Origin of the sequence: Brevibacterium antiquum, from assembly GCF_016107655.1 — a bacterium.
GTDB lineage: Bacteria > Actinomycetota > Actinomycetes > Actinomycetales > Brevibacteriaceae > Brevibacterium > Brevibacterium antiquum.
On sequence record NZ_JABASX010000003.1, the window covers coordinates 388492 to 410261 of the forward strand.

The following is a 21770-nucleotide window of genomic DNA, read 5'->3' on the forward strand; positions in this document are numbered from 1 at the left end:
CAAACTATCTCAACAGACCAGCCTGGCGGGTGAGTCTCATGGGTGTGTCGTGGTGTTTTCTTCCTGGAGCCAGACCACGCCTGCGAATCGGCCGGTGCTGTGCTGCCTCCGGTAGGAGAACAGATCCTCGGATTCCCGTGTGCAGGTCCGTGAGAAATGGTCGATGCTCACGCCTGCACGGCGCAGCTGTTCAGCCACCGCCCCCGCCACATCGATCGCCGGGGTTCCCGTCACAGACACGGAGGCGGCCACGGGTTCCACTGCGGCGACCTCGTCCCGCAGTGCGGCAGGAACTTCGTAGCAGCGTGGGCACACTGATGGTCCGATGATCGCATGGATGTCCGTGGCGCCCAGATTCTGCATGTGGGTGATCGTCTCCGGCACGACGCCTGCTGCCATTCCGGGCCGGCCTGCATGAATCGCACCGATGACACCAGCCTCGGTGTCCGCGAGCATGATCGGTGTGCAGTCTGCGACCATGATGGCCAGTCCGATACCGGCGCGGGTCGTGACCTGAGCGTCGGCTGTCGCAGGATCCTCACGCAGCTGTTCCGGCGAATCGATGTTGCGCACATCGGTTCCATGGACCTGGGACACGAAGCTGAGCCGCTCGCCGCTCAGCCCGAGCACCTGAGCCAGAGCGGCCCGGTTGGCGGCGACGAGCTCATCATCATCCCCGACGTGTCGGGCGAGGTTGAACGATGACAGGTCGCCCCTCGAGTAGCCGCCGTGCCGGTCGGTGAACGCCACATGTGCGTTCAGCCTTCCGGGAACGACGAATCTCGAGTGCAGCATCTTACTTCAGGAAATCCGGGATATCGAGGTCGTTGTCGAGGCTCGAGGTGCTGCGCTCATTAGGCAGGGAAGTCGGAATCTGGTGCTCGTCGCTGCGAGGTTCAGGCTCGACGTCCGCTGCCGGCTCAGCCTGTTCGGCTGGCGCGGGTTCGACTTCTGCGGGGTTCGCCGCCATCGGAATCGAGGCAGGAGCAGCAGCCTCGGCCGGGGCTGAGTCCTGGCCTGCGACCGTGTTGTCGAAACCGGCGGCGATCACGGTGACGCGGCATTCGTCGCCGATATTGTCATCGATGACTGCACCGAAGATGATGTTGGCTTCGGGGTGCGCGGCTTCCTGCACCAGTCGAGCTGCTTCGTTGACTTCGAACAGGCCGAGGTCGGCGCCGCCCTGGATGCAGAACAGCACGCCGTGGGCACCGTCGATGCTGGCTTCGAGCAGAGGTGAGGCGATGGCCGACTCGGCCGCCTGAACGGCACGGTCATCCCCGGTGGCTGCTCCGATGCCCATGAGCGCCGTGCCGGCGTCCTGCATCACGGACTTCACGTCGGCGAAGTCGAGGTTGATCAGGCCGGGAACGGAGATGAGGTCGGTGATGCCCTGGACACCCGAGCGCAGCACCTCGTCAGCCGAGCGGAATGCGTCGACGACGGAGACGCTGCGGTCCGAGATGGAGAGCAGTCGGTCGTTGGGGATGACGATGAGGGTGTCGACCTCTTCGCGAAGCGCGGCGATGCCGGCCTCGGCCTGCGCGGAACGACGGCGTCCCTCGAAGGTGAATGGGCGGGTGACGACGCCGATCGTCAGTGCGCCCAGCGAACGTGCGACACGGGCGACGACCGGAGCCGCACCTGTGCCTGTTCCGCCGCCTTCACCAGCGGTGACGAAGACCATGTCGGCACCCTCGAGTGCGTCGCGGATGGCTTCTTCGCTGGAGTCTGCGGCCTTACGGCCGATCTCCGGATCAGCACCGGCGCCGAGTCCGCGCGTCTGGTCGCGTCCGATCTCGAGCTTCACGTCGGCGTCCGAGAGCACAAGCGCCTGGGCATCGGTGTTGATCGCGATGAACTCCACGCCGCGCAGTCCGACGTCGATCATCCTCTGAACAGCGTTGACACCGCCGCCGCCGGTACCGGCAACTTTGATATCCGCTCCGGATTGTGGGAATTCAGCCAAGTCGGTTCCTCTTTCGGCGCATCGTCCACGCATCATCTGCGTGCAAATTCGAAAAGTCTTCTTTGCCCTGAGGCTATTGTCCGGGGCAACACCACTGCAACCATTCTCGCCGGAGTGTCGGACATCGGCCAAACTTCAGACCCGGTGTGTCGGCGCCAATGCCGGTCAACCGGCCTGGTTTCGCAGGTTTTCAGTTGGTGACGGGCACAGAGGGAACTGAGACGTCGATATCGGTGCGACCATCGGCCGCCAGCTGCAGGGCGGTGCGCATCTTCAGGCTTGCGTTTGTGCTGTCACCGAAGACCACTTTCGCCTTCGCCTTTCCAGTGTCGATGACCCCTGCGATGTTGTTCTCGTCCTTGGCATGGATCGAGGCCAGGTCGGAGCGCACCTGTGGTCGGAGTTCTGCCATGAAGCGGATCACGGCAGCCACGGTCTTCTGGTCTGGTGCGCCGCCGGACTCTTCGAGAACGGTCACGCCCTTGGGAGCCTTCTTGACGGTGCCCAGATTGACGGCTTCATCGTCGAAGAGCTTGAATCCGCTGGTCGTTGTGATCGCCAGAACCGGGTCCCTGTCGGTGATTTCGATGCTCAGGCTCCGTGGTCCCGAATAGTGCACCGAGGCTTCCTTTGCCCGGGGAAACTCCTTGAGGATGTTCTTCTCCACTGCGCCGGGGCGTACCCGGGGCAGCGGTGTGCCGCCCTCGGTGTCGAGCACTGATTTCGAGACCTGTTCGTGGTCGACCAGCTCGCTGCCTTTGACACTGACCTTGTCGAGGGCCAAGAGCGGCGAGAGCCAGAGCACGGCGGCGATGACGAGGACCGCCGCGACTGCCCCGATGAGCACGAGACGCTGGCGCCAGACCTGGTTCCGACGTGCCCGGATGATCCCGGTGAGGTCCGCTGTCGAGTTGTCACCGGTGCGCGGTTCGGGAAGGGGCGCCACGGTGCTCAGGCCTCCAGAGCGGTGAGCAGCTCAGGGCCGAGGATCGTCACATCCCCGGCACCGAGTGTGAGCACAAGGTCGCCGGGGCGCACACGCGCTGCGACATACGGCACCGCTTCGTTGAATGATTCGACGAAGGTCACGTTCTCGTGTGGGACGCGATCGGAGATCAGCGCACCGGTGACACCTGGAACCGGGTCCTCCCTGGCTGGGAAGACGTCGAGGACGACGACCTCGTCGGCGAGCCCGAGGGCTTCGCCGAATTCGGCTCGGAATTCCATCGTGCGCGAGTAGAGATGTGGCTGGAAGATCGCCCACACCCTGCCCTCTTCGGTGACGACACCCCGAGCTGCGCTGAGTACCGCTCGCAGCTCGGTCGGATGGTGAGCGTAGTCGTCGATGACGCGCACACCGGCCGCGATTCCGCGTTCTTCGAAACGTCGACGGGTGCCTCCGTAGTTTCCGAGTCCGCTGGCCGCCTTGGCCACATCTGCGCCGAGGCTGTGGGCGACGGCGATAGCCGCCGTCGCGTTGAGTGCGTTGTGGGTACCCGGCTGCCGCAGCGCGACCGGCAATGGCTCTGCCTGTCCTGGGACGTCGAGAACGAATTCGGAGACCAGACCCGATCGGAGTTCGCGGAGGCGGATATCTGCGGCTTCGGAGGTGCCGTAGAGGATGACGGAAGTCCCCTGCGCCCGTGCCTCCTCGGCGACATCGAGCGAACCCGGGTCATCGGCGCAGGCGATGACGGTGCCGCCGTCGGCACCGATTCCGGCACAGAATTCGACAAACGCCTCCCGTACCTTCTCCGGGGTCCCGTAGTAGTCCAGGTGGTCAGCTTCGACGTTGGTGAGGATGCCGATCGTGGGTTCGTAGAGCAGGAACGAGCCGTCCGATTCGTCCGCTTCTGCGACGAAGACGTCTCCGGTGCCCAGATGGGCATTGGTGCCTGTCGTGGACAGCACTCCCCCGATGACGAACGAGGGATCGAGCCCGCAGGCCTGCAGCGCCACGGTCGTCATGGACGTCGTGGTGGTCTTGCCATGGGTCCCGGCCACCGCCACGGCTCGCTTGTCGGCCATCAGCGATGCCAGTGCACCTGAGCGATGGAGGATCCGCAGGCCCCTGCCTTCGGCGGCGACGAGCTCGGGATTGTCTTTGCGGATGGCTGAGGAGATGACGAGGGTGTCTGCCTCGCCGAGGTTGTCCGCCGAGTGTCCGATCTCGACTCTGGCGCCCAGTGTCCGCAGCACGTCGACGACCGCTGATTCCTTCGCATCGGAGCCAGAGACGGTGACGCCGTTCATGACCATGATCCGTGCGATCCCGGACATGCCCGAACCGCCGATTCCGATGAAGTGGACGGCACCCAGCTCTGTGGCCGGGACGATTTCAGCTGTGCTCATGTTCAACCTCTCAGAGCGCGAGTGACGATGGTGGCCATGGTGGTGGCGGCATTGGTCGGATAGTGCAGCTCAAGGGCTGCCTTGCTCATGGCGTCCAAGCGAGCGTGGTCGGTCGCCAGGGGCAGGATCTGTTCGGTCACGGTTGACGGGGTGAAGTCCGCGTTGTCGACGAGCAGTGACGCGCCGGCTCTGACGCTGCCGGCGGCGTTGAGGCGCTGTTCGCCGTTGCCGATGGCAAGTGGGACGTAGAGCGCGGGAACTCCGACCACAGTGGCCTCCGACACGGTCGCTGCGCCCGACCGTGCCACAAGCAGGTCTGCGACCGCGTAGGCTCTGTGCATTCCATCGACGTAGTCGACAACATGGTAGTCGGGCAGCTGGGCTGCTGCTTCCCGCAGAGCGTCATCCTTGCCGGCACCGGTGATGTGCAGGACCTGCACTCCGTTCTCCTGACACATCGGTGCCGCTGCGAGGAAGGCATCGTTGATGCGCTGCGCTCCGGAGGACCCGCCGGTGACCACGAGGACGGGTTTGTCGTCGTTGAGACCGAGATCTTCTCGCCACGCCTGTCGCTGGACTGAGTCGCTGCGGTCGAGCGTCGAGATCTCGGTCGGCATCGGCATTCCCACGAGCTCGGAATTGCGCAGCTTCGTATCGGGGAAGGTGACTCCGACCATGCCCTGTTTCGTCAGGGCGGCGCCAAGCCGGTTCGCCATTCCAGGCTTCGCATTCGCCTCGTGGACGAGCAGAGGGATCTTCGCCTGTTTGGCGGCGATGAACGCGGGTGGGCAGACGTATCCGCCGACTCCGACGACGGCCTTCACATCTCGTTCGGCGATGATCGCCTTGACGTGGGAGATGTTGGCGGCGAAGCGTTTCGGGAATTTCAATGCGGCAGGGCTGATCGAGCGCGGCATCGGGACCTTGTCGATCGTGAGGAGTTCGAAGCCGGCCTTCGGAACGATGTCGGCTTCGAGGCCGTCGGCGGTGCCGAGGGCGAAGACGTCCCAATCGGGGTGGATCTCACGCAGCTCGCGGCCGATCGCCAACATGGGCGAAATATGGCCGGTGGTACCTCCACCGGCGAGGAGAATGCTCGTCATCTCACTTCTTTCTCTTTCTGGCCAGTACGGCGAACGAGGACCTCACACGGTCCTTGTGCACTCTGATCGCGGCGGGAGCTCCGTCCTCGGTTCTGGCAAAGGACAGAATCACCCCGACCGCCAGCAGAGAGGCGACGATGGAGGATCCCCCATAGGACACGAAGGGCAGGGGCAGTCCGATGACCGGCAGCAGTCCGGTTACGACAGCGATGTTGATTGCCGCCTGGCCGATCAGCCAGGCGAAGAGTCCGGCCGTGGCGATCTGGACGAATCGGGATTTCGAGCGCAGGATCACCCTCATCATCCCGCAGGCCAAGGCGACGAACATCAGTATCACGGCCAGCGACCCGAGCAGGCCGAGCTCCTCGCCGATGATGGCGAAGATGAAGTCGTTGTGGGCTTCGGGCAGCCAGGACCATTTCTCTCGACTGGCACCGAGGCCCACTCCCAGCCAACCTCCGGAGGCCAACGAGAACAGACCGTGGTTGGACTGCCAAGCCTGGCCGGTGACATCGGATGCAGTCTGGTCTGCGTGACCGGTGAGTGCCGCGGTGATGCGTTGGAGTCGGTTCTGAGAACTGAAGACGAAGAACGCGGCGACAGCGGCCAAAGCGCCGAAGAGCAGGAGGAAGTACTTCCAGGGGAAGAAGCCGATGAACAGACACACCAGGGACATGGCCATGAGCACCAGTCCCGTGCCGAGGTCATTGCCGCCGACGACGAGGCCGACAGCGATGATGATGCCCGGGACGACGGGGACCATGGCGTGGCCGAAGGTTGTCATCTTTCCGTATTTGCTGGCCAGGACCGCTCCCAGCCACACAGCCAGGGCAATCTTGAGGAACTCTGAGGGTTGGAGCTGGAACCCGCCGAACTGGATCCAGTTCGCGTTGCCCTTCGTTGACTTGCCGACACCGGGGAGGAAGACGGATGCCTGCATGACAACGCCGAGCAGCAGCGCCCACCATGACACTTTCCGCCAAGTGTGCAGCGGAAAGAACGAGGTCACGACCATGAGGACGATGCCCAACGCGACGAACCCAGCCTGCTTATTGAAGTAGGCGAAGGATGATCCTTCTCCGCCGTCATAAGAGGTGATCGAGGACGCTGAGAGGACCATGACGAGTCCGAGGGACGTGAGTGCGAGGACCGAAACCAGAATCAGGTAATAGGTCGTCAGCGGATAGGCAGAGACTCGGTCGAATTCACGGCGCACCGAAGACAGCATTGCCCGAGCAGCTCCTGCCCGAGGGTGAGTCGTCTGGGTGCTGCGTACGCTCGTCGTCTGTTTGCCGTTGCGAGCAGAACTCGTGCGAACGTTCTTCTTCGGCGTGGCCTTCTTTGCAGCAGCAGTGGTCTTCTTCGGCCCTGCCCGCTTCGTGCCAGCTGTGGTCGTCGAAGACGACGCTTTCGCGGTCGCGGTGTTCTTCACAGTCGCGGTCTTCGGCGCGTTCGGCGCGCTCGGCTTCGCGCTCGGCTTCGCTGCAGTCTTCTTCGCTGCGGCCTTCGTGTTCCCCGCGGGGCCAACGGCCGGCTGGGCCGGCTCGGCCGACTTGGTTGATCGGTGACGGCGAGACTGAGATCTCGCGGTTGCCTGCCGTCCCATGTCAGCTCCCCAGGTGAGCGTGGACAGCCTGGGTGAAGAGTTCACCCCGAGTGTTGTAGTTGAGGAATTGGTCCATGCTGGCTGCCGCGGGAGCCAGCAGTACGGTGTCGCCTGCGCGGGCGATGTCTGCGGCTGCTTCCACTGCTGCAGCGACCACGGCTTCGCCCCGGCGTCGGGGTACGCCCGAGTCCACGCCGAGAGCAGGTTCGATCCTGATGACGTCGAGATCTGGAACTGTCGCCGCGATGGCCTCACGGAAGGCTGCTTCTTCGGCTCCGATGAGCACGAGTGCTCGGAGCCTGTGGCCGTGTTCGGCGAAAAGTGAGGTGAAGTCCGCTCCTTTGGGCAGCCCTCCGGCGATCCAGACGATCGAGTCGAAGCTGCCGAGCGAAGCATTGGCTGCGTGGGTGTTCGTCGCCTTCGAATCGTCGACCCAGGTGATCTGGTTGCTCTCCGCCACGGTGACCATCCGGTGGGCTCCGAGCGAGTGGTTCTTCAGTCCCGACGAGATCGCCTGACCCGGTACCCCGATGCTCCGTGCCAGGGCTGCGGCCGCGAGTGCGTTCGACACCTGGTGGTCTGCCGGCGCACGGCCGGGAACTCCGGTCGCGGCGGCGACATCGTTCAGGGAGGCGAGTTCAGCGGCCGAGGAGTATCGCTGCGGGATGAAGGCGCGATCGACCAGCATATCTTCGACGACGCCCAGCTCCCCCGGTCGTGGGATGCCCGTGGTGAAGCCGATGGCTTTGGCACCGTCGACGACATCGGCTTCTTCGACCATGTGCAGTGTCACCTCGTCGGCGACATTGTAGATGCACGCGGTCTTGGCCTGGTGATAGATCTTGGCCTTATCGGCCTCATAGGCATCGGCGCTGCCGTGCCAGTCCAGATGATCGGGGGCGATGTTGAGCACAGCGGCGGCATCGGCACTCAGCGAATACTGCCAGTGGAGCTGGAAGCTCGAGAGTTCGATCGCCAGCACCTCGAGTCCGGGCTCGAGCACGGCTTCAAGGAGCGGTGCACCGATGTTGCCGCAGGCCTTGGCCTTGCAACCACCGGCCAGGAGCATGGATTCGAGCATGGTCGTGGTCGTCGTTTTGCCGTTGGTGCCGGTGATCGCCAGCCATTTGGCGTCGTTGGTGCCACGGATCCGCCAGGCCAACTCGACCTCGCCGATCACGGGCACACCCGCCTCGGCGGCGGACAGGAGCAAGGGGTGATCGGGACGCCACCCGGGCGACGTCACGACCAGATCGAGCGGTTCCACGGGCAGGTTCGTGACGTGGTCTTCTCCGCGCCGGATATCGACGTCGAAGACCTCGAGGATCTGAGCCTTCTCGCTGACGTCCGACTGATCATCGCCGTCGACGACGATCACATCGGCACCGCGTTCGCCGAGATGGACAGCTGCGGGAAACCCTGTCACGCCGAGACCGGTGACGAGGATCCGCAACCCGTCCAAGGACGAGCTCGGCCCCACGAGTGCGGCCGGGATCGCCTCGGCGTTCGGATAATCGGTGAGGGGATTCTCAGCCAACGCGAGACACCCATTCGGCGTAGAAGAGACAGATTCCGGCGATGACGAAGAGTGCGGCGATGATCCAGAACCGGACCACGATCGTGACCTCTGCCCATCCCTTGAGTTCGAAGTGATGTTGGAGCGGAGCCATTCGGAAGACGCGTTTTCCGGTGGTCTTGAACGACACGACCTGGATGATCACAGACAGTGTGATGATGACGAAGAGTCCGCCGAGGACGACGAGCAGAAGCTCGGTCCGCGACATGATCGCGAGACCGGCGATTGCGCCGCCGATGGCCAGGGAGCCGGTATCCCCCATGAAGATCTTCGCAGGTGAGGTGTTGAACCACAGGAAGCCGAAACACGCAGCTGCCATGGCGCCGGCGACCATAGCGAGGTCACGTGGATCGCGCATGTAGTAGCAGGCGTTCGTGGCATCCGTCATCAGATTGCAGTTCTGCGTCGACTGCCATGTGCCGATGACGACATAAGCGGCGAAGACGACGACCGAAGCGCCGGCGGCCAGTCCGTCGAGGCCGTCGGTCAAGTTCACCGCATTCGATACCGCGGTGACGATGAGGTTGGCCCAGATGACGAACAGGATGAGTCCGAGCACTGCGGATCCGAATGCCAGGTCGAGGTTGGTGTCGCGGATGAACGACACCTTCGTCGACGCCGGGGTTTCACCGAATGAGTTCGGGAACTGCAGGGCCAGCACAGCGAAGGAGATTCCGACGAAGGCCTGGCCGAGGAGCTTGGGCACCGGTCGCAGGCCCAGGGAGCGCTGCTTCTTGATCTTGATGAAGTCGTCGAGGAAGCCGACCACTCCGAGTCCTGCGGCCAGCCAGAGGACGAGGAGTCCGGAAGCGGTGGGCACGGATCCGGTGAACAGGTGTCCGAGCAGGTAGGCCAGGATGGCGGCACCGATGATGACGACGCCGCCCATGGTCGGTGTGCCGCGTTTCGTGGCGTGTGAGGTCGGTCCGTCATCACGGACGAATTGGCCGTAGCCTCGTTTGACCAGAACACGGATGAACAGCGGCGTGCCGACCAGTGCCAGGATCAGTGCCAGGCAGGCGGCGAGCAGTACGGCGATCATTGGGCCCCCGATACACCGGCGATTTCATCTCCGAGATAGCGCAGACCGGCATCTCTGGAGGATTTGAACAGGACGATGTCCCCAGGAGCCAATTCCGCACTCAGCAGGTCCTTCGCTTCGGCAGCGGTCGCGACCCAAGCCGCTTCGTTGCCCCATGAACCTTCGAGGTTCGCAGCATTGAAGATGGGCTTCGCCCCGTCACCGACGACGATGGTGCGGGTGATGTTGAGTCGCACGACGAGCTCACCGATATCGGAGTGTGCGGAAATGGATTCGTCGCCGAGCTCCAGCATCTCGCCGAGGACGGCGAACGTCCGACGTGGTCGGCTGTCCTCGTCGCCGCGGCCCATCGACGCCAGCGTCTTCAAAGAGGCGCGCATTGATTCCGGGTTCGCGTTGTAGGCGTCGTTGAGCACGGTCACGCCCGAGGGTGAGTCGATGAGCTCCATGCGCCAGCGGCTCGCGGCCGAGGAGGTTGAGAGCGTGGTCACGATGGACTTCACGCCCACCCCACAGGCGTGGGCGATGGCTGCCGAGGCAAGGGCATTGCCCACGTGATGTTCACCGATCAGAGCCAGACGAACGTCCTGCGGCTCCTCCCCTGGCAGGTTCAGCGAGAAGGTTGCGTGTCCGGAGGCGTCTGTCGTGACGCCTGTGCCACGGACGACGGAGTCCTCACCGGCAACCCACTCTGGCAGCGATTCCCGTTGTGAGAACCACAAGGTGTCGACCTCCGGCGAGAGGACCTCTCGCATTCCGGCCACTCGTGAGTCGTCGGCGTTGAGGATGGCAACGGATCCGGCAGTGAGGGACTCGACGAGCTCAGCCTTCGCACGGGCGGTGTTCTCGATCGAGCCGAACACACCCGAATGGGCGGTGCCGACCGCGAGCTCGACAGCGATGTCTGGGCGGACAAGGCTGGTGAGGTAGGCGAGATTGCCGATCGAACGGGCGCCCATCTCAAGGACCAGGAAGCGCGTGGTCTCCCCCGCCTGCAGTGCCGTCAGGGGCACGCCTACCTCGTTGTTGTAGGAGTTCGGCGGCCACACCGTCTCGGCCTCGCCGGCGAGCAGATCGGCGGCGAGATCCTTCACTGTGGTTTTGCCGACCGATCCGGTGATCGCGATGACCGTGATCTCACCGACCTCGCGCAGTGCCTCGATGTTGGCCTTGGCCAACTGGCCCAGTGCCTCAGTGGCATCGGAGACGAGGACCGTCGGCAGGGTCGCATCGTCAAGCGTGGGAACGGATTCGCCGATGATCAGCGCTGCGCCGGCCTCCACGGCTGCTGCTGCGAATTCGATGCCGTCGAAGGATTCACCTCGGCGGGCAACGTAGATATCGCCGGGTCCGACTTCTCTCGAATCGGTTACCACTCCGGCGGACAATTTGGTCTCGGGGTCTACGCCGTACAACTCGCCGGAGACGGCGGTTGCTATTTCGGCTGCACTCAGTCGCTTCATATCAACTGTGAACTTTACCTGTTTGTACGCCGCCAAGTCGCGCGCGCAGCGCCGAGCGTGTCCTCAACCGGTCGTCGAAGTCGGTCACCACCCCGCCTGCGGACTGTCCGGTTTCGTGCCCCTTCCCTGCGATGAGCACGGTTGTGGAGGTTCCGGCAGCAGCAATCGCCTGGTCGATGGCGGCCCCTCTTTCTGCCACTTCAATGACTTTCTTCACACGTGCACCTCCGGTTGAGATCTCAGCATCGATGCCATCTTTGATGGCGGCCCGGATCGTTGCCGGATCCTCGGTGCGCGGATTATCGTCGGTGAGAACGATCACATCGGCTCCCCGAGCGGCTGCCTGGCCCATTCCGAATCGTTTCCCTCTGTCCCGGTCACCGCCGGCGCCGAAGACGATCACCAGTTCGTCGCTGTCGGCGTGGAGTGACTCCAGCGCCTTCTCGATCGCGTCGGGGGTGTGCGAGTAGTCGACGATCGCGCGTGGGAGGAGTTCCGGATGAGACTGGCCCTCGGCACGTGGTCCACTGACGTCGATGATCTCCATCCGTCCGGGGACCGATGCGACGAAGGTTCGGCCGATTGCGTTGAGGTCGGTGGCCGGAATTCCGGCTTCCAGGAGCATGGCTGCGGCCAGTGCAGTGTTCGTGACGTTGAAATCTCCCGGCAGCGGGGATCGCAGTGCGATGCCCTCATCATCGGGTCCGTCGAGGTGGAGGGCGAAGTCTGATTCTCCTGGAGTGTGTTCGATCCGCCAGTCGCTGCGATCGTCGCGTCCCAGCGTGCGCACCGGCACCTGTGCCGCCTCGACCATCTTCTCGCCCCACCTGTCCTCAACGACGATGACGGCGGTGTCGGAGAAGCCGCGAGTGAACAGCTCGGCCTTGACGCCGAAGTATTCGTCCATGGAATTGTGGAAGTCGAGATGGTCCTGGGAGAGGTTCGTGAATCCTGAGACGGCGAAGTGGGCACCGTCGACGCGGTGCTGGCTCAGCGCGTGTGAGGACACTTCCATGGCACAGGTGTCGACATCAGCAGCGCGCATCTTCGCGAACAGGGCATGCAGCTCGGGAGCTTCCGGAGTCGTGCGCACGCTTGGCTCGGTGACACCGGCGATCAGCGTCGCCACTGTCCCGATGACACCGGTGCGATGACCGAGGGCCTCAAGCATACCGTCGACCAGATAGGTCGTCGTCGTCTTTCCGTTGGTTCCGGTCACACCGATCAGCTGAGGGCGCCCCGAGGTGCCGTACACGGCGGCCGAGACATAACCCAGAACGGCTCGCGGGTGCTCCACGATCAGCCCGGTCACCTCGGCGAGAGTCTGCGGGTCGACACTGTGGGCGATCATGTCCCAGCCGGTCGCGTCGGTGAGGATCGCGGCGACCCCGCGATCGATGAGATCCGGCGCGAACTTCGCTCCATGGACGTTCGCGCCCGGCAGCGCGGCATAGAGGTGGCCGGGCGATACCGTGCGCGAATCGTGAGAGACTCCCCCGACCTCGCGGTCGGGATCTCCATGAATGGTTCCAGGGGCTGCTGGCAGCAGCTGTGAGATGCGCATTATTTCCATTCTCGAGCAGGGAGCTGGGGATCTGCGGTCGACGGTGGGATCTTGAGGTGCCGCATGGCGAAGCCGGCGACATCGGAGAATACCGGAGCTGCGGCGCTTCCACCGTAATAGCCGTTTCGGGGCCGCTGCAACGTCACAGAGATCGCGATCTGCGGGTCCTCGGCGGGGAGGACGCCGACGAAGGAGGCTGTGTAGCCGTCGTAGCCGCCGCCCTCGGCTGCCGGTGCCTGCGCGGTTCCTGTCTTTCCCGCCACCCTGTAGCCGGAGACCTGTGCCGATTTGCCGGTGCCCTCGGCAACGACGCCTTCGAGCATGGACAGAGTCTGGTCAGCGGCCTTCTTGCTGATGACGCGTTGAGGTTCGCCTGCCTGATTCGGGATCGTCTTCCCTGATGGGGAAACCGTTCCATCGACGAGCTTCGAGGGGACGTGCACTCCGCCGTTGGCAATGGTCGCGATGACGTCGGTGGTCTGCACGGCGTTCGCGGCCACGCCCTGGCCGAACATCACGGTGTATTTGGTGCGGCCGTCCCAGTCCTTGTAGGGGTGGAGGATGCCAGAGGTCTCGGCAGGGAACTCGATGCCTGTCGGCGAACCGAATCCGAACTTCTTCAAGTAGCCGTAGCGCTGTTCTTCCGAGAGTTTGTTGCCCGCCAGAATGGTGCCGGTGTTCGAGGATTCGGAGAGGATTCCGGCGAAGGTGAGCTTCTCGTCCGGGTGCGGGTGCGAGTCCCGGAATTCCTCTCCGTTGGGTGCCTTCCACTTGTCCGGAACTGTGAACTCCTGTTCAGGGGTGACCAGACCCTGGTCGAGCAGAGCCGCGGCCGTGACCATCTTTGCGGTCGAGCCGGGTTCGAAGACGTCGGTGAAGATGCGCGAACCACGGTCGGTGCCGCCCACTTTGCCCGGTGAGTTGGGATCGACGCTGGGTGCGTCTGCGGCGGTGAGGATCTTGCCGGTCTCGATGTCCTTGATGACGATCGAGGCTGATTCGGCCTCATGTTCCTTCCGCTGCTCCTCGATCGCCTGTTGGGCGTAGTACTGCAGGGCCGGGTCGATCGTCGTCTGCAGGCCTTTGCCATCGACGGCATTGCGCGTGTTGTTGTCGCCGAGCGGGATGATCTCGCCTCGAGCACCGCGTTCGTACTGCTGTTGACCGTCGCGCCCGTTCAACTGGTCGTTGTAGGCCATCTCCAGGCCCGCCTGAGGCTGGCCGTCCGAGCTGAGGAAGCCCACGAGGTTCCCTGCCACTGCACCAGATGGGTAGGAGCGCACGGCGTACTCCTCGGCGGAGAGGCCGAGGATGTTGAGCTTCTTCACGGCCCGCCAGGTCTCGGAGGTGAGGCCCTTGGCAACGGGGTTCCAGCGTTTGTCGCCGACAAGTTTCGGGTACAGCAGTCCGGGGTCGGTGTCGAGGGGCTTCGCCAGGGCCTCGGCTGCTCCCCAGGCCCCGACCAGTTTTCCGTCAACCTTGTACTGGGCCACGTTCTGCTGGTCCACGACGAGCTGATATCGGGAGACGCTGTCGGCCAGGACCGTGCCGTCGGAGGCCAGAATCTGACCCCGCGAGGCCGGCAGGGTCTTGGTGACGAGTCGGTTCGACAGTGCCTTCTCGGCCAGTTTCATCGAATCCATGCCCTGGATCGAGATCAGCCGTCCGGAGGTGACGAGGAGAACCAGGATGGACAGAGCCGCGATCAGTGCCATCCGCAGGCGAAGGTTGGGTTTGCCTCGTCCGCCTTTGTTCTTCACCCGAGTGGCTCGTGGGCCCATTGCACTGTCCTTGGTCCTTGCTTGTCGGCGAATGGCTGTCGGGCTCTCCTTATTTCGGAGTTTCCTGAGCCGGTGGCGCGATGTCCTTGCTGGGACTGCCCCCGACTACTGGCAGCTTCTCATCCGATCGTAGATTGGGACGGAGGTCTTCGCGGGTATTGGCACGCGGGCCGGGGACAACTGTCGGCTTCTTTTCTCCGCTGACGTCGATCGGAGGTGCGTCGATGATCTTTCCGGTCTTCGCATCGAGGAACTCGGGCGAGGAGTCGCGGACCAGTCCGAGCTCCTCGGCCGCGATCGAGATGTTCTGCGGAGATTCGCGGTACGAATTGTCTTCGACCAGTCGATCCTTCTGCTCGGCCAGCTGTTCCTTCTCGGAGTTCAGCTGGTCGATCTGATACGAGGTGTGGGAGATGAAGATGTTGAGCAGCAGCACCGCCACGAGGGTGGCAACGAGGATCGCCACGCAGAGCATAGAGAACGGGACCCTGGCCTTCGGCAGCTCGAACTTCAGGAGCTTGAGCCGAGGCGGTACCGGCCGGCTGGCGGACTCGTCGAGGCGCCGCGTCCGTTCAGTGACGCGGGGTTGGCGGCTTGCCGCTTGAGCGTTCCTCACGATCTTGCCTCCCTGATCTTCTGTACTGCACGCAATCGCACGCTCTTGGCGCGAGGGTTTCTGTCTGCTTCGTCACTGTCGGCCAGTTCCGCACCGCGAATGATTTCGGACAGCCACGGTTGGAGTTCCTCAGGCACGACGGGCATGTCCGGCGGTGCCGAGGTGGTGGTTGCGGAGCGGAATATCTTCTTCACGATCGTGTCCTCGAGGGACTGGTACGACTCGATGACCGCCACTCCCCCGATATGCAGTGCCCGCAGTGCCTCCGGGAGAGCTGTCCGCAGCACACCGAGTTCGTCGTTGACTTCGATGCGCAGGGCTTGGAACGTTCGCTTCGCGGGGTGGGACTTCTTCTTCGTCTGGGGAAGGACCCGTCCCAGCATCGCTGCGAGCTGCTGCGAGGTCTCCCATGGCGCATCTTCACGGTCGGTGACGATGATCTTCGCGATCCGGCCGGCCATCTTCTCTTCGCCGTACTCACGGAGGATGCGTCGGAGTTCAGCTTCGGGGTAGGTGGCCAGCACCTCGGCGGCGGTCAGGGTCTGGGTTCGATCCATCCTCATGTCCAAGGGCGCCGGACGGGAGTAGGAGAACCCTCTCTCGTCCTCGTCGAGCTGCAGGGACGATACCCCGAGGTCGAGGAGAACGGCGCTGATGCGATCGACGCCGAGGTCGTCAAGGATCTCTGGGATCTCGTCATCGACGGCATGGACGATGTCGATGCGGTCGGAGAAGGGCGCAAGTCGCTTCGTGGCGATATCGATGGCCTGGGTGTCGCGGTCGACTCCGATGAGGTGGACATCGGGGAAGGCGGTGAGGATGGCCTCGGAGTGGCCTCCCATGCCCAGCGTGCCGTCGACGACGGTGGGGGTGTGTCCATTGTCTCTGGCGGCCTGGACTCCGACCCCGATGAGCTCGACCACGCGCTCCAGGAGCACTGGTACGTGCTGATCGTTCATAGGTGAGTCCTTCGTGGGTGGTGGTCATGGGGGTGAACTGCTGGAGCCAGAACCTTGTCCGCCGCTGCCCTGGCACCGGGGAAGTGTGTCAGGACTGCCGAACTTCGGAAACGGGGAAGTTCCCCGAAACTCGAACACGGCGGGCAAGGATCAAACCCGAGCAGAATCAGATCACTCCTGGAATCACCTCGTTCTCACGTTCAGCGAATGCCTGCTGAGCGCCGACCAGGTAGTTATCCCATGTCGGTGAGTCCCAGATCTCGACGCGGTTGCCCATGCCGATCACCGCAACTTCCCGATCAAGTGATGCGTACTGCCGCAATATGTTCGGGACCGTGATGCGTCCCTGTTTGTCCGGTTGATCCGCAAAGGCCGCCGACAGGAACACACGCTGGTAATCGCGAGCTTCCTTATTCGTCTTCGGCGCGTTCTGGATTCGCTCGTGCTCGGCTTCGAATTCCGTGGTGGGGAACAGGGTGAGGCAGTTCTCCTGTCCACGGGTCAATACGAGACCGGGCGAAAGCTCCTCCCGGAACTTTGCGGGCAGGATGAGCCGACCTTTGTCGTCGAGCTTCTGCAAATGAGTGCCCAAGAACATGTCGTCTCACCCCTTTCGAAACCCAATTGGCTCCGATAGCAACCACAGTACTCCACTTCCCTCCACCCAATCTAGTGGTTTACCCCTACGGCACCTATTAGACCTATAAAATCCCAGGTCAGATAGGTGGAGGAAAGTGGGGAAAATTTGCGATCGGCGAGTCGGAAGTGGTGCGCAATGGGCCTTCTACGGTGCATTTCAGCCTTCAGTGCCGCCTCGACGCGGTGGCCATCAGGGGGCCAGATCCCTGATTTTGCGCGGAAGACCGAGGCCCAGAGCTCCTCGGGGGAGGAAAGTGGGGAGGAAAGTGGGGAGGGAAGTGGGGAGGGAAGTGGAGATCTCTGGTGGAGCGATGTGGGGAGGAAAGTGGGGAGCGATGTGGAGGGGCCTGTTCTGCAGGACAGGAAAGGGCAGCTGCGCAGTCCCCCAGCCGCCGGCACCGCGGCCGAGACGCCAGAATCAGACCCCCGCGCCGGCGCGGACCGGTGATGCCGAACGCGGCTGCCCGAACGGCCGAATGGTGGCCAGCGGAAAGGTCGAGCGACGACTGCCCGAAAGGTCGAACGATGCCCGTGTGGATGCAGGAGACGGGATAGGGGACAATGGGATCATGTCGATCAGCCAAGAAGGTACTCAGGCCAATTCCGTGATCGGTGCCGAGCACATCGAATGGGTGCAGCAACTCACCTCACGGGCACGCACAGCAATGAACGCCGTCCTCGAAGGCAAGGATGAAGCAGTCGGACTGTCTCTGGTTGCGCTCCTTGCAGGGGGCCACGTCCTCCTCGAGGACGTGCCCGGAGTCGGGAAGACTCTGTTGGCACGAGCCATGGGCAAGGTCGTCGATGGTTCGGTCAGGCGCATCCAGTTCACCCCCGACCTGCTGCCGACTGACGTCGTCGGCGTGAACCTGTTCAATCAGGAGACCCGGCACTTTGAGTTCCGGCAGGGTCCCGTGTTCGCCAATATCGTCATTGCCGATGAGATCAACCGCGCCTCCCCCAAGACTCAGTCCGCGATGCTTGAGTGCATGGCCGAAGGTCAGGCCACCATCGACGGCGAGACCTACCAGATGCCATCGCCGTTCATCGTCGTGGCAACTCAGAACCCGATCGACATGGAAGGTACGTACGCGCTTCCCGAAGCACAGCGGGACCGCTTCATGACTCGAATCTCGCTGGGCTACCCTGAAACTGCTGACGAGATCGACCTTCTGGACAACCAGATCGAGCACGATCCGCTGTCCAGCGCCACTCCGGTGACCAGCCTCGAGCAGATCAACCAGGCTCGGGGAATCGTCCGACATGTCAGCGCAGCCCGAGAGCTGCGCGAATACATCGTCTCCATCCTCCATGCCAGCCGCAATGACGAGGCCATCCTTCTCGGCTGCTCGCCCCGAGGCGGTGTCCACCTTCTCCGCGCGGCCAAGGCTCGCGCCGCGCTCTCGGGACGGACCTTCGTGACTCCGGATGACATTCAGGCTCTGGCCCCTTACATCTTGGCTCACCGGATCATCCCGCGCGACGGTGACGATTCGGAGCTGGCAGCCGAACTGATCGGCCGCCTCCTGGCCCGCGTGCCCATTTCGACGGTTCAGTGACCACATGCGTCTGAGCACCTCAGGAATCATCTTCGTCCTCGCCGGAGTCGCACTGATCATCACCGCATATCGGTTCGCGCTCCCCGGGCTGCTGCCTGCTGGAATTCTGCTTCTGGCGCTGGTCATCCTTTCGGCGCTGCTGATCACCTGGGGCACCCGCCGCGTTTCGATCACGCTGCGGACGGGACTGCCTACCGTGGCGCTGCCTCAGTCCAGAGACCGCTACCCGCTTGCTCACGAGGGGAAAGAGGTTCAGGTCGAGGCACTGGTGACAAACACCGGGCGTCTGGCCATCCCGTCCTCGACAATCAGCTTCGTGGCAGGCGAGGGCTTCGGCGATTCCACGGTCGGGCAAGTTCCACCTCTGGCCCACGGAGCTTCTCAGACCATCCTGACGTCCTTCACCCCGAATCGTCGTGGACTCAGCGGAGTGGAAACTGTGCTGATCACTGTCTCTGGCCCCTTCGGCCTGGTGACGAGGAAGAAGAAGGTCATCGCCGGCTACCCTGTAGCTGTCTCGGTGCCGATCCTTCCCGCACGGATTCCCACCGACTCGGCGATCAGACCGGCCCGCTTGGATGACGGCAAGGTCCGTGCCGGCCACACTGCTCGGGACTTCCACACGCGAGAATACGTTCCCGGAGACGATCTCCGACACGTCCATTGGCCGAGCACCGCGAAGTCCGGTGAGCTCATGGTCCGTCACGAAGCCGACGAGGAGACGCTCTACGCTCTCATCATCGTCGATCTCAAGGGTGACGATGACCGCCCGGACGCCCTGGAAATCGAATTCCTCCTGGCCGCCGCGGCCGCGGCCGGCACGGCGTTCCTGCGTGCTGGCTATGAGGTCTTCGTCGTCGCACCCGGCCATCAGATCAGGTTCAAAGGACAGCGCGATATCGACAGACTGCGATTGCTCACCGCCCTCGTCGAGGCCGGCCGAGTGCAACTGCCTTCCCATGACAACCCCAACCACATCGTCATCTGCGCCGTCGACGACGCTCGCGGAAAGGAGCTGGCGGCCCAATTCTCCCGTCGCGTTCCGGTGACCGTCCGAAGCCTCGACGACATCAATGACCTGACGATGGTGGGACTGAGTGAGGATCTGCCGGAATCATGGACCGCATTCGATTCGAAGCGGGTGAAGCGATGAACCCCGAAACATCAGACAGTGCAGACAGACATTCACCGGCTTGGCTCGAAGCCTGTGCCGTGTTCGTGGCCATGGTCTTGGCCGCTATCGGACTCTCCGCCGTCTTCTCCGACTTCGCGTGGCTTCCCTCCGTGCTCATCGCAATTCTCCTGATCGTTCTCGTCGGCGCGATCTTCCGTAGCGTCCCGGTCCTTCGGGCCACAGGTGCTGCCGTCATCGCACAGTGCATTGTGGGTCTGATCGCAATCCTCGTGCTATGTGCACCGAGCACGCTCATTCTCGGCGTCGTGCCCACCGGCAGTTCATTCACCACCGTGATCGACCTCCTGTCCTCGGGAGTCAGCGACCTATACGCCACGACTCCCCCAGCGCCCAGCACTCCTGGCTTCACCACGATGCTCACGATCGCGTTCACGCTGATCACCATCCTCATCGACGGACTCGTCTCCGACCTCAGAGCCCCGAAGGTGAGCGGCGTTCTGCTCCTGGTGCTGTGGATGATCCCGGTCTTCTTCGCCCCCACCCAGGTGATGTGGTGGCACGTCGTCGCCATCTTGGCCGCATTCCTCATCCTCATGCTCAGCCCCTACTTCCCTGCAGCCAAGTGGCGCGGCGGTCTGACCGCAACCGTGGCTGGAGCTGTGGCCATTGCAATCGGCATCGGAGCACCCGTGCTCCTGCCTCCGGTTCCGACCCTGCCTGATCGCGCTGCCAGCGACAAGGGCGATCTCACCGTGACGAACCCGTTCCTCGACCTGCGTGCCGATCTCGGTGACCGTGACGATTCGACCCTCTTGAAATACACCACTTCGGAATCCGAAGGGCAGCCGATCAGGCTGACATCGATCAACTCCTTTGACGGCCAGTCGTGGGCACCGACCCCGTTCCCCCTCGACCCCTTTGCGATCGCGAACGAGGGACTGCCCTGGCCGCAGGGACTGCCGCGCGAGAAGAACTACAAGGAAGAGCGCATCGACGTCACAGTCTCCGACGACTACGATCAGCAGTATCTTCCCACCCCGTACGCCCCACAGCAGCCGACTGGCTTGGACAGGCGCTGGATCTATGACGAGACATCGCTGACGATCGTCGGCAATGGCGAGAAATCGGGTGGACAGGACTACACGATGGAGTATCTCTCCATCAACCCCGACGTCAACGATCTGCAGAGCGCAGCACCGGTGGACTCCGGTGATTTCGAGACGGAACTCGAAGTTCCGGACAGCCTGCCCGGCAGCGTGAAGGAAACCGCCGAGAAGATCACTGCGGACGCGGACAACCAATGGGAAGCCGCTGTCCTGCTCCAGGCCTACTTCCGAAGCGGCGACTTCGAATACTCGCTGGATGCTCCCGAAAAAGCCAGCGGCGATGCGATCTCTGACTTCCTCGTCGATAAGAAGGGGTACTGTGTTCAGTTCTCGTCGGCCATGACGATCATGGCTCGGACGATGGGGATTCCCGCACGCATCGGCGTCGGTTACGGCGAAGGCACCAAGAGCGGTGAAGGCTTCGAAGTCAGCATGCAGGATTCGCATGCGTGGCCGGAATTGTACTTCGAGGGAGCCGGATGGGTCCGCTTCGAACCCACTCCAGGCGGTCCAGCCGGCGACCCGCCGAAATGGACGGTTGCCAGCGGCAGCACCGGAGAGGACTCCGAGGAGGACTCCGAAGAGGACTCCGAAGAGACCTCGTCGCCGTCTGAGGAGCCCACAGAGGGCTCCGAGGAATCGGAAGCGGCGGAATCCGAGAGCTCCAGCCCCGAGGCATCAGCGGCTGGGGAACCAGCTGGTGCGAATCTCGGTACGTACCTCTGGGCGGGTCTCATCGTGCTTGCGATCCTGCTGATTGCAGCGATTCCGGCGCTGTGGAGACTCATTCTGCGGCGTCGACGCACACGTGACCCTGACGAGCTCGAGAAGGTCTGGACGGAGATACGGGCGCTGTCGACCGACTATGGTCAGAGCCTCGACCCCAGCCGAACGTTGCGATACAACGAACTCGTATTGGCCAGCAGAGCCGGTGGAGGGATCGCTGAGTCTGAGGACCCCACTGCGGAACCAGGTTCTTCGTCGTCTGAGGCACGTGGCGATTCCAGTGATGGATTCGCCGCGCTGCGCAGCCCGGCCCCACCGTCAGAGTCACGCAACGCCGGCGATGACACTGCGTTGTCAGCCTTCGTCGACGCACTTGAAGCCCACCGCTACGGTGCGAGTGAGAAGAACATCTCGTCAACCGCGGTCAGTGCCCTCATCGACGAAGTCAGGACCGACCTCGCAGACAACGCGTCGCCCGGAAACAAGATCACCGCCATTATCTGGCCGGCAAGTATCTTCAATCCACCGCGCTGATTGCGATGCCCTGTTGCTGCCCCGGATGCCTTGTGCCTCC

At 63.3% G+C, this 21770-nt stretch carries 18 protein-coding genes; 4 read left to right on the forward strand and 14 right to left on the reverse strand.

Translation table 11 applies throughout. The features are described from left to right. Positions 1–36: 36 nt before the first annotated feature. The 6 genes from pgeF to ftsW all read right to left on the reverse strand — a co-directional run bounded on the left by pgeF (position 37) and on the right by ftsW (position 6640). The gene (pgeF, locus tag JFC13_RS07215; protein WP_332839355.1) at positions 37–750 is read right to left on the reverse strand and encodes a peptidoglycan editing factor PgeF; all 714 of its coding nucleotides are present in this window, start codon (positions 748–750) and stop codon (positions 37–39) included. 46 nt (positions 751–796) lie between these two features. Further along, a complete protein-coding gene (ftsZ, locus tag JFC13_RS07220) occupies positions 797–1969 on the reverse strand; it encodes a cell division protein FtsZ (RefSeq protein ID WP_198396400.1) in 1173 nt (390 codons plus the stop codon). Positions 1970–2159: 190 nt separating this feature from the next. Continuing rightward, positions 2160–2915 (reverse strand): cell division protein FtsQ/DivIB, encoded by a 756-nt coding sequence (locus JFC13_RS07225; RefSeq protein WP_198396401.1) that lies wholly within the window; start codon positions 2913–2915, stop codon positions 2160–2162. Between the two features lie 5 nt (positions 2916–2920). Then, positions 2921–4321, reverse strand: a complete 1401-nt coding sequence (gene murC / locus JFC13_RS07230; RefSeq protein WP_198396402.1) for a UDP-N-acetylmuramate--L-alanine ligase — start codon at positions 4319–4321, stop codon at positions 2921–2923. Positions 4322–4323: 2 nt separating this feature from the next. Further along, positions 4324–5424, reverse strand: a complete 1101-nt coding sequence (locus tag JFC13_RS07235) for a UDP-N-acetylglucosamine--N-acetylmuramyl-(pentapeptide) pyrophosphoryl-undecaprenol N-acetylglucosamine transferase (RefSeq protein WP_198396403.1) — start codon at positions 5422–5424, stop codon at positions 4324–4326. Position 5425: 1 nt separating this feature from the next. Next, on the reverse strand, positions 5426–6640 hold the full coding sequence (gene ftsW / locus JFC13_RS07240) for a putative lipid II flippase FtsW (RefSeq protein ID WP_332839356.1): 1215 nt from the start codon (positions 6638–6640) through the stop codon (positions 5426–5428). 94 nt (positions 6641–6734) lie between these two features. Between ftsW and JFC13_RS19305 the strand changes: the two genes are divergently transcribed. After that, a complete protein-coding gene (locus JFC13_RS19305; protein ID WP_232488288.1) occupies positions 6735–6992 on the forward strand; it encodes a hypothetical protein in 258 nt (85 codons plus the stop codon). 39 nt (positions 6993–7031) lie between these two features. Here JFC13_RS19305 and murD read toward each other — a convergent pair whose 3' ends face one another. The 8 genes from murD to mraZ form a co-directional block, all read right to left on the reverse strand. Continuing rightward, the gene (gene murD / locus JFC13_RS07245) at positions 7032–8567 is read right to left on the reverse strand and encodes a UDP-N-acetylmuramoyl-L-alanine--D-glutamate ligase (protein WP_198396405.1); all 1536 of its coding nucleotides are present in this window, start codon (positions 8565–8567) and stop codon (positions 7032–7034) included. Continuing rightward, positions 8560–9648, reverse strand: a complete 1089-nt coding sequence (gene mraY, locus JFC13_RS07250; protein ID WP_198396406.1) for a phospho-N-acetylmuramoyl-pentapeptide-transferase — start codon at positions 9646–9648, stop codon at positions 8560–8562. Before mraY ends, murD begins: the two co-directional genes overlap by 8 nt. Beyond that, positions 9645–11111, reverse strand: a complete 1467-nt coding sequence (locus tag JFC13_RS07255; protein ID WP_198396407.1) for a UDP-N-acetylmuramoyl-tripeptide--D-alanyl-D-alanine ligase — start codon at positions 11109–11111, stop codon at positions 9645–9647. Before JFC13_RS07255 ends, mraY begins: the two co-directional genes overlap by 4 nt. 1 nt (position 11112) lies before the next feature. Then, positions 11113–12675, reverse strand: coding sequence for a UDP-N-acetylmuramoyl-L-alanyl-D-glutamate--2,6-diaminopimelate ligase (locus JFC13_RS07260; RefSeq protein ID WP_198396408.1), 1563 nt, complete (start codon positions 12673–12675; stop codon positions 11113–11115). After that, on the reverse strand, positions 12675–14456 hold the full coding sequence (locus tag JFC13_RS07265) for a peptidoglycan D,D-transpeptidase FtsI family protein (protein ID WP_198396409.1): 1782 nt from the start codon (positions 14454–14456) through the stop codon (positions 12675–12677). The genes JFC13_RS07260 and JFC13_RS07265 overlap by 1 nt, the downstream gene beginning before the upstream one ends. Positions 14457–14505: 49 nt before the next feature. Then, complete coding sequence (locus JFC13_RS07270; protein ID WP_198396410.1) at positions 14506–15072, reverse strand: hypothetical protein; 567 nt, start codon at positions 15070–15072, stop codon at positions 14506–14508. Beyond that, positions 15069–16031, reverse strand: coding sequence for a 16S rRNA (cytosine(1402)-N(4))-methyltransferase RsmH (gene rsmH, locus JFC13_RS07275; RefSeq protein ID WP_198396411.1), 963 nt, complete (start codon positions 16029–16031; stop codon positions 15069–15071). The genes JFC13_RS07270 and rsmH overlap by 4 nt, the downstream gene beginning before the upstream one ends. A gap of 166 nt (positions 16032–16197) precedes the next feature. Beyond that, positions 16198–16629: a division/cell wall cluster transcriptional repressor MraZ gene (mraZ, locus tag JFC13_RS07280; protein ID WP_009883133.1), complete on the reverse strand. Its 432-nt coding sequence runs from the start codon at positions 16627–16629 to the stop codon at positions 16198–16200. A gap of 610 nt (positions 16630–17239) precedes the next feature. On the opposite strand from mraZ, the gene JFC13_RS07285 reads away from it, so the two are divergent. From JFC13_RS07285 to JFC13_RS07295, 3 genes are read left to right on the forward strand one after another with little or no spacing between them, the layout of a single operon-like run. Next, a complete protein-coding gene (locus JFC13_RS07285; protein ID WP_198396412.1) occupies positions 17240–18229 on the forward strand; it encodes an AAA family ATPase in 990 nt (329 codons plus the stop codon). Between the two features lie 4 nt (positions 18230–18233). Next, positions 18234–19382, forward strand: coding sequence for a DUF58 domain-containing protein (locus JFC13_RS07290; protein WP_198396413.1), 1149 nt, complete (start codon positions 18234–18236; stop codon positions 19380–19382). Then, positions 19346–21730 (forward strand): transglutaminase family protein, encoded by a 2385-nt coding sequence (locus JFC13_RS07295; protein ID WP_198396414.1) that lies wholly within the window; start codon positions 19346–19348, stop codon positions 21728–21730. Before JFC13_RS07290 ends, JFC13_RS07295 begins: the two co-directional genes overlap by 37 nt. Positions 21731–21770: the final 40 nt, after the last annotated feature.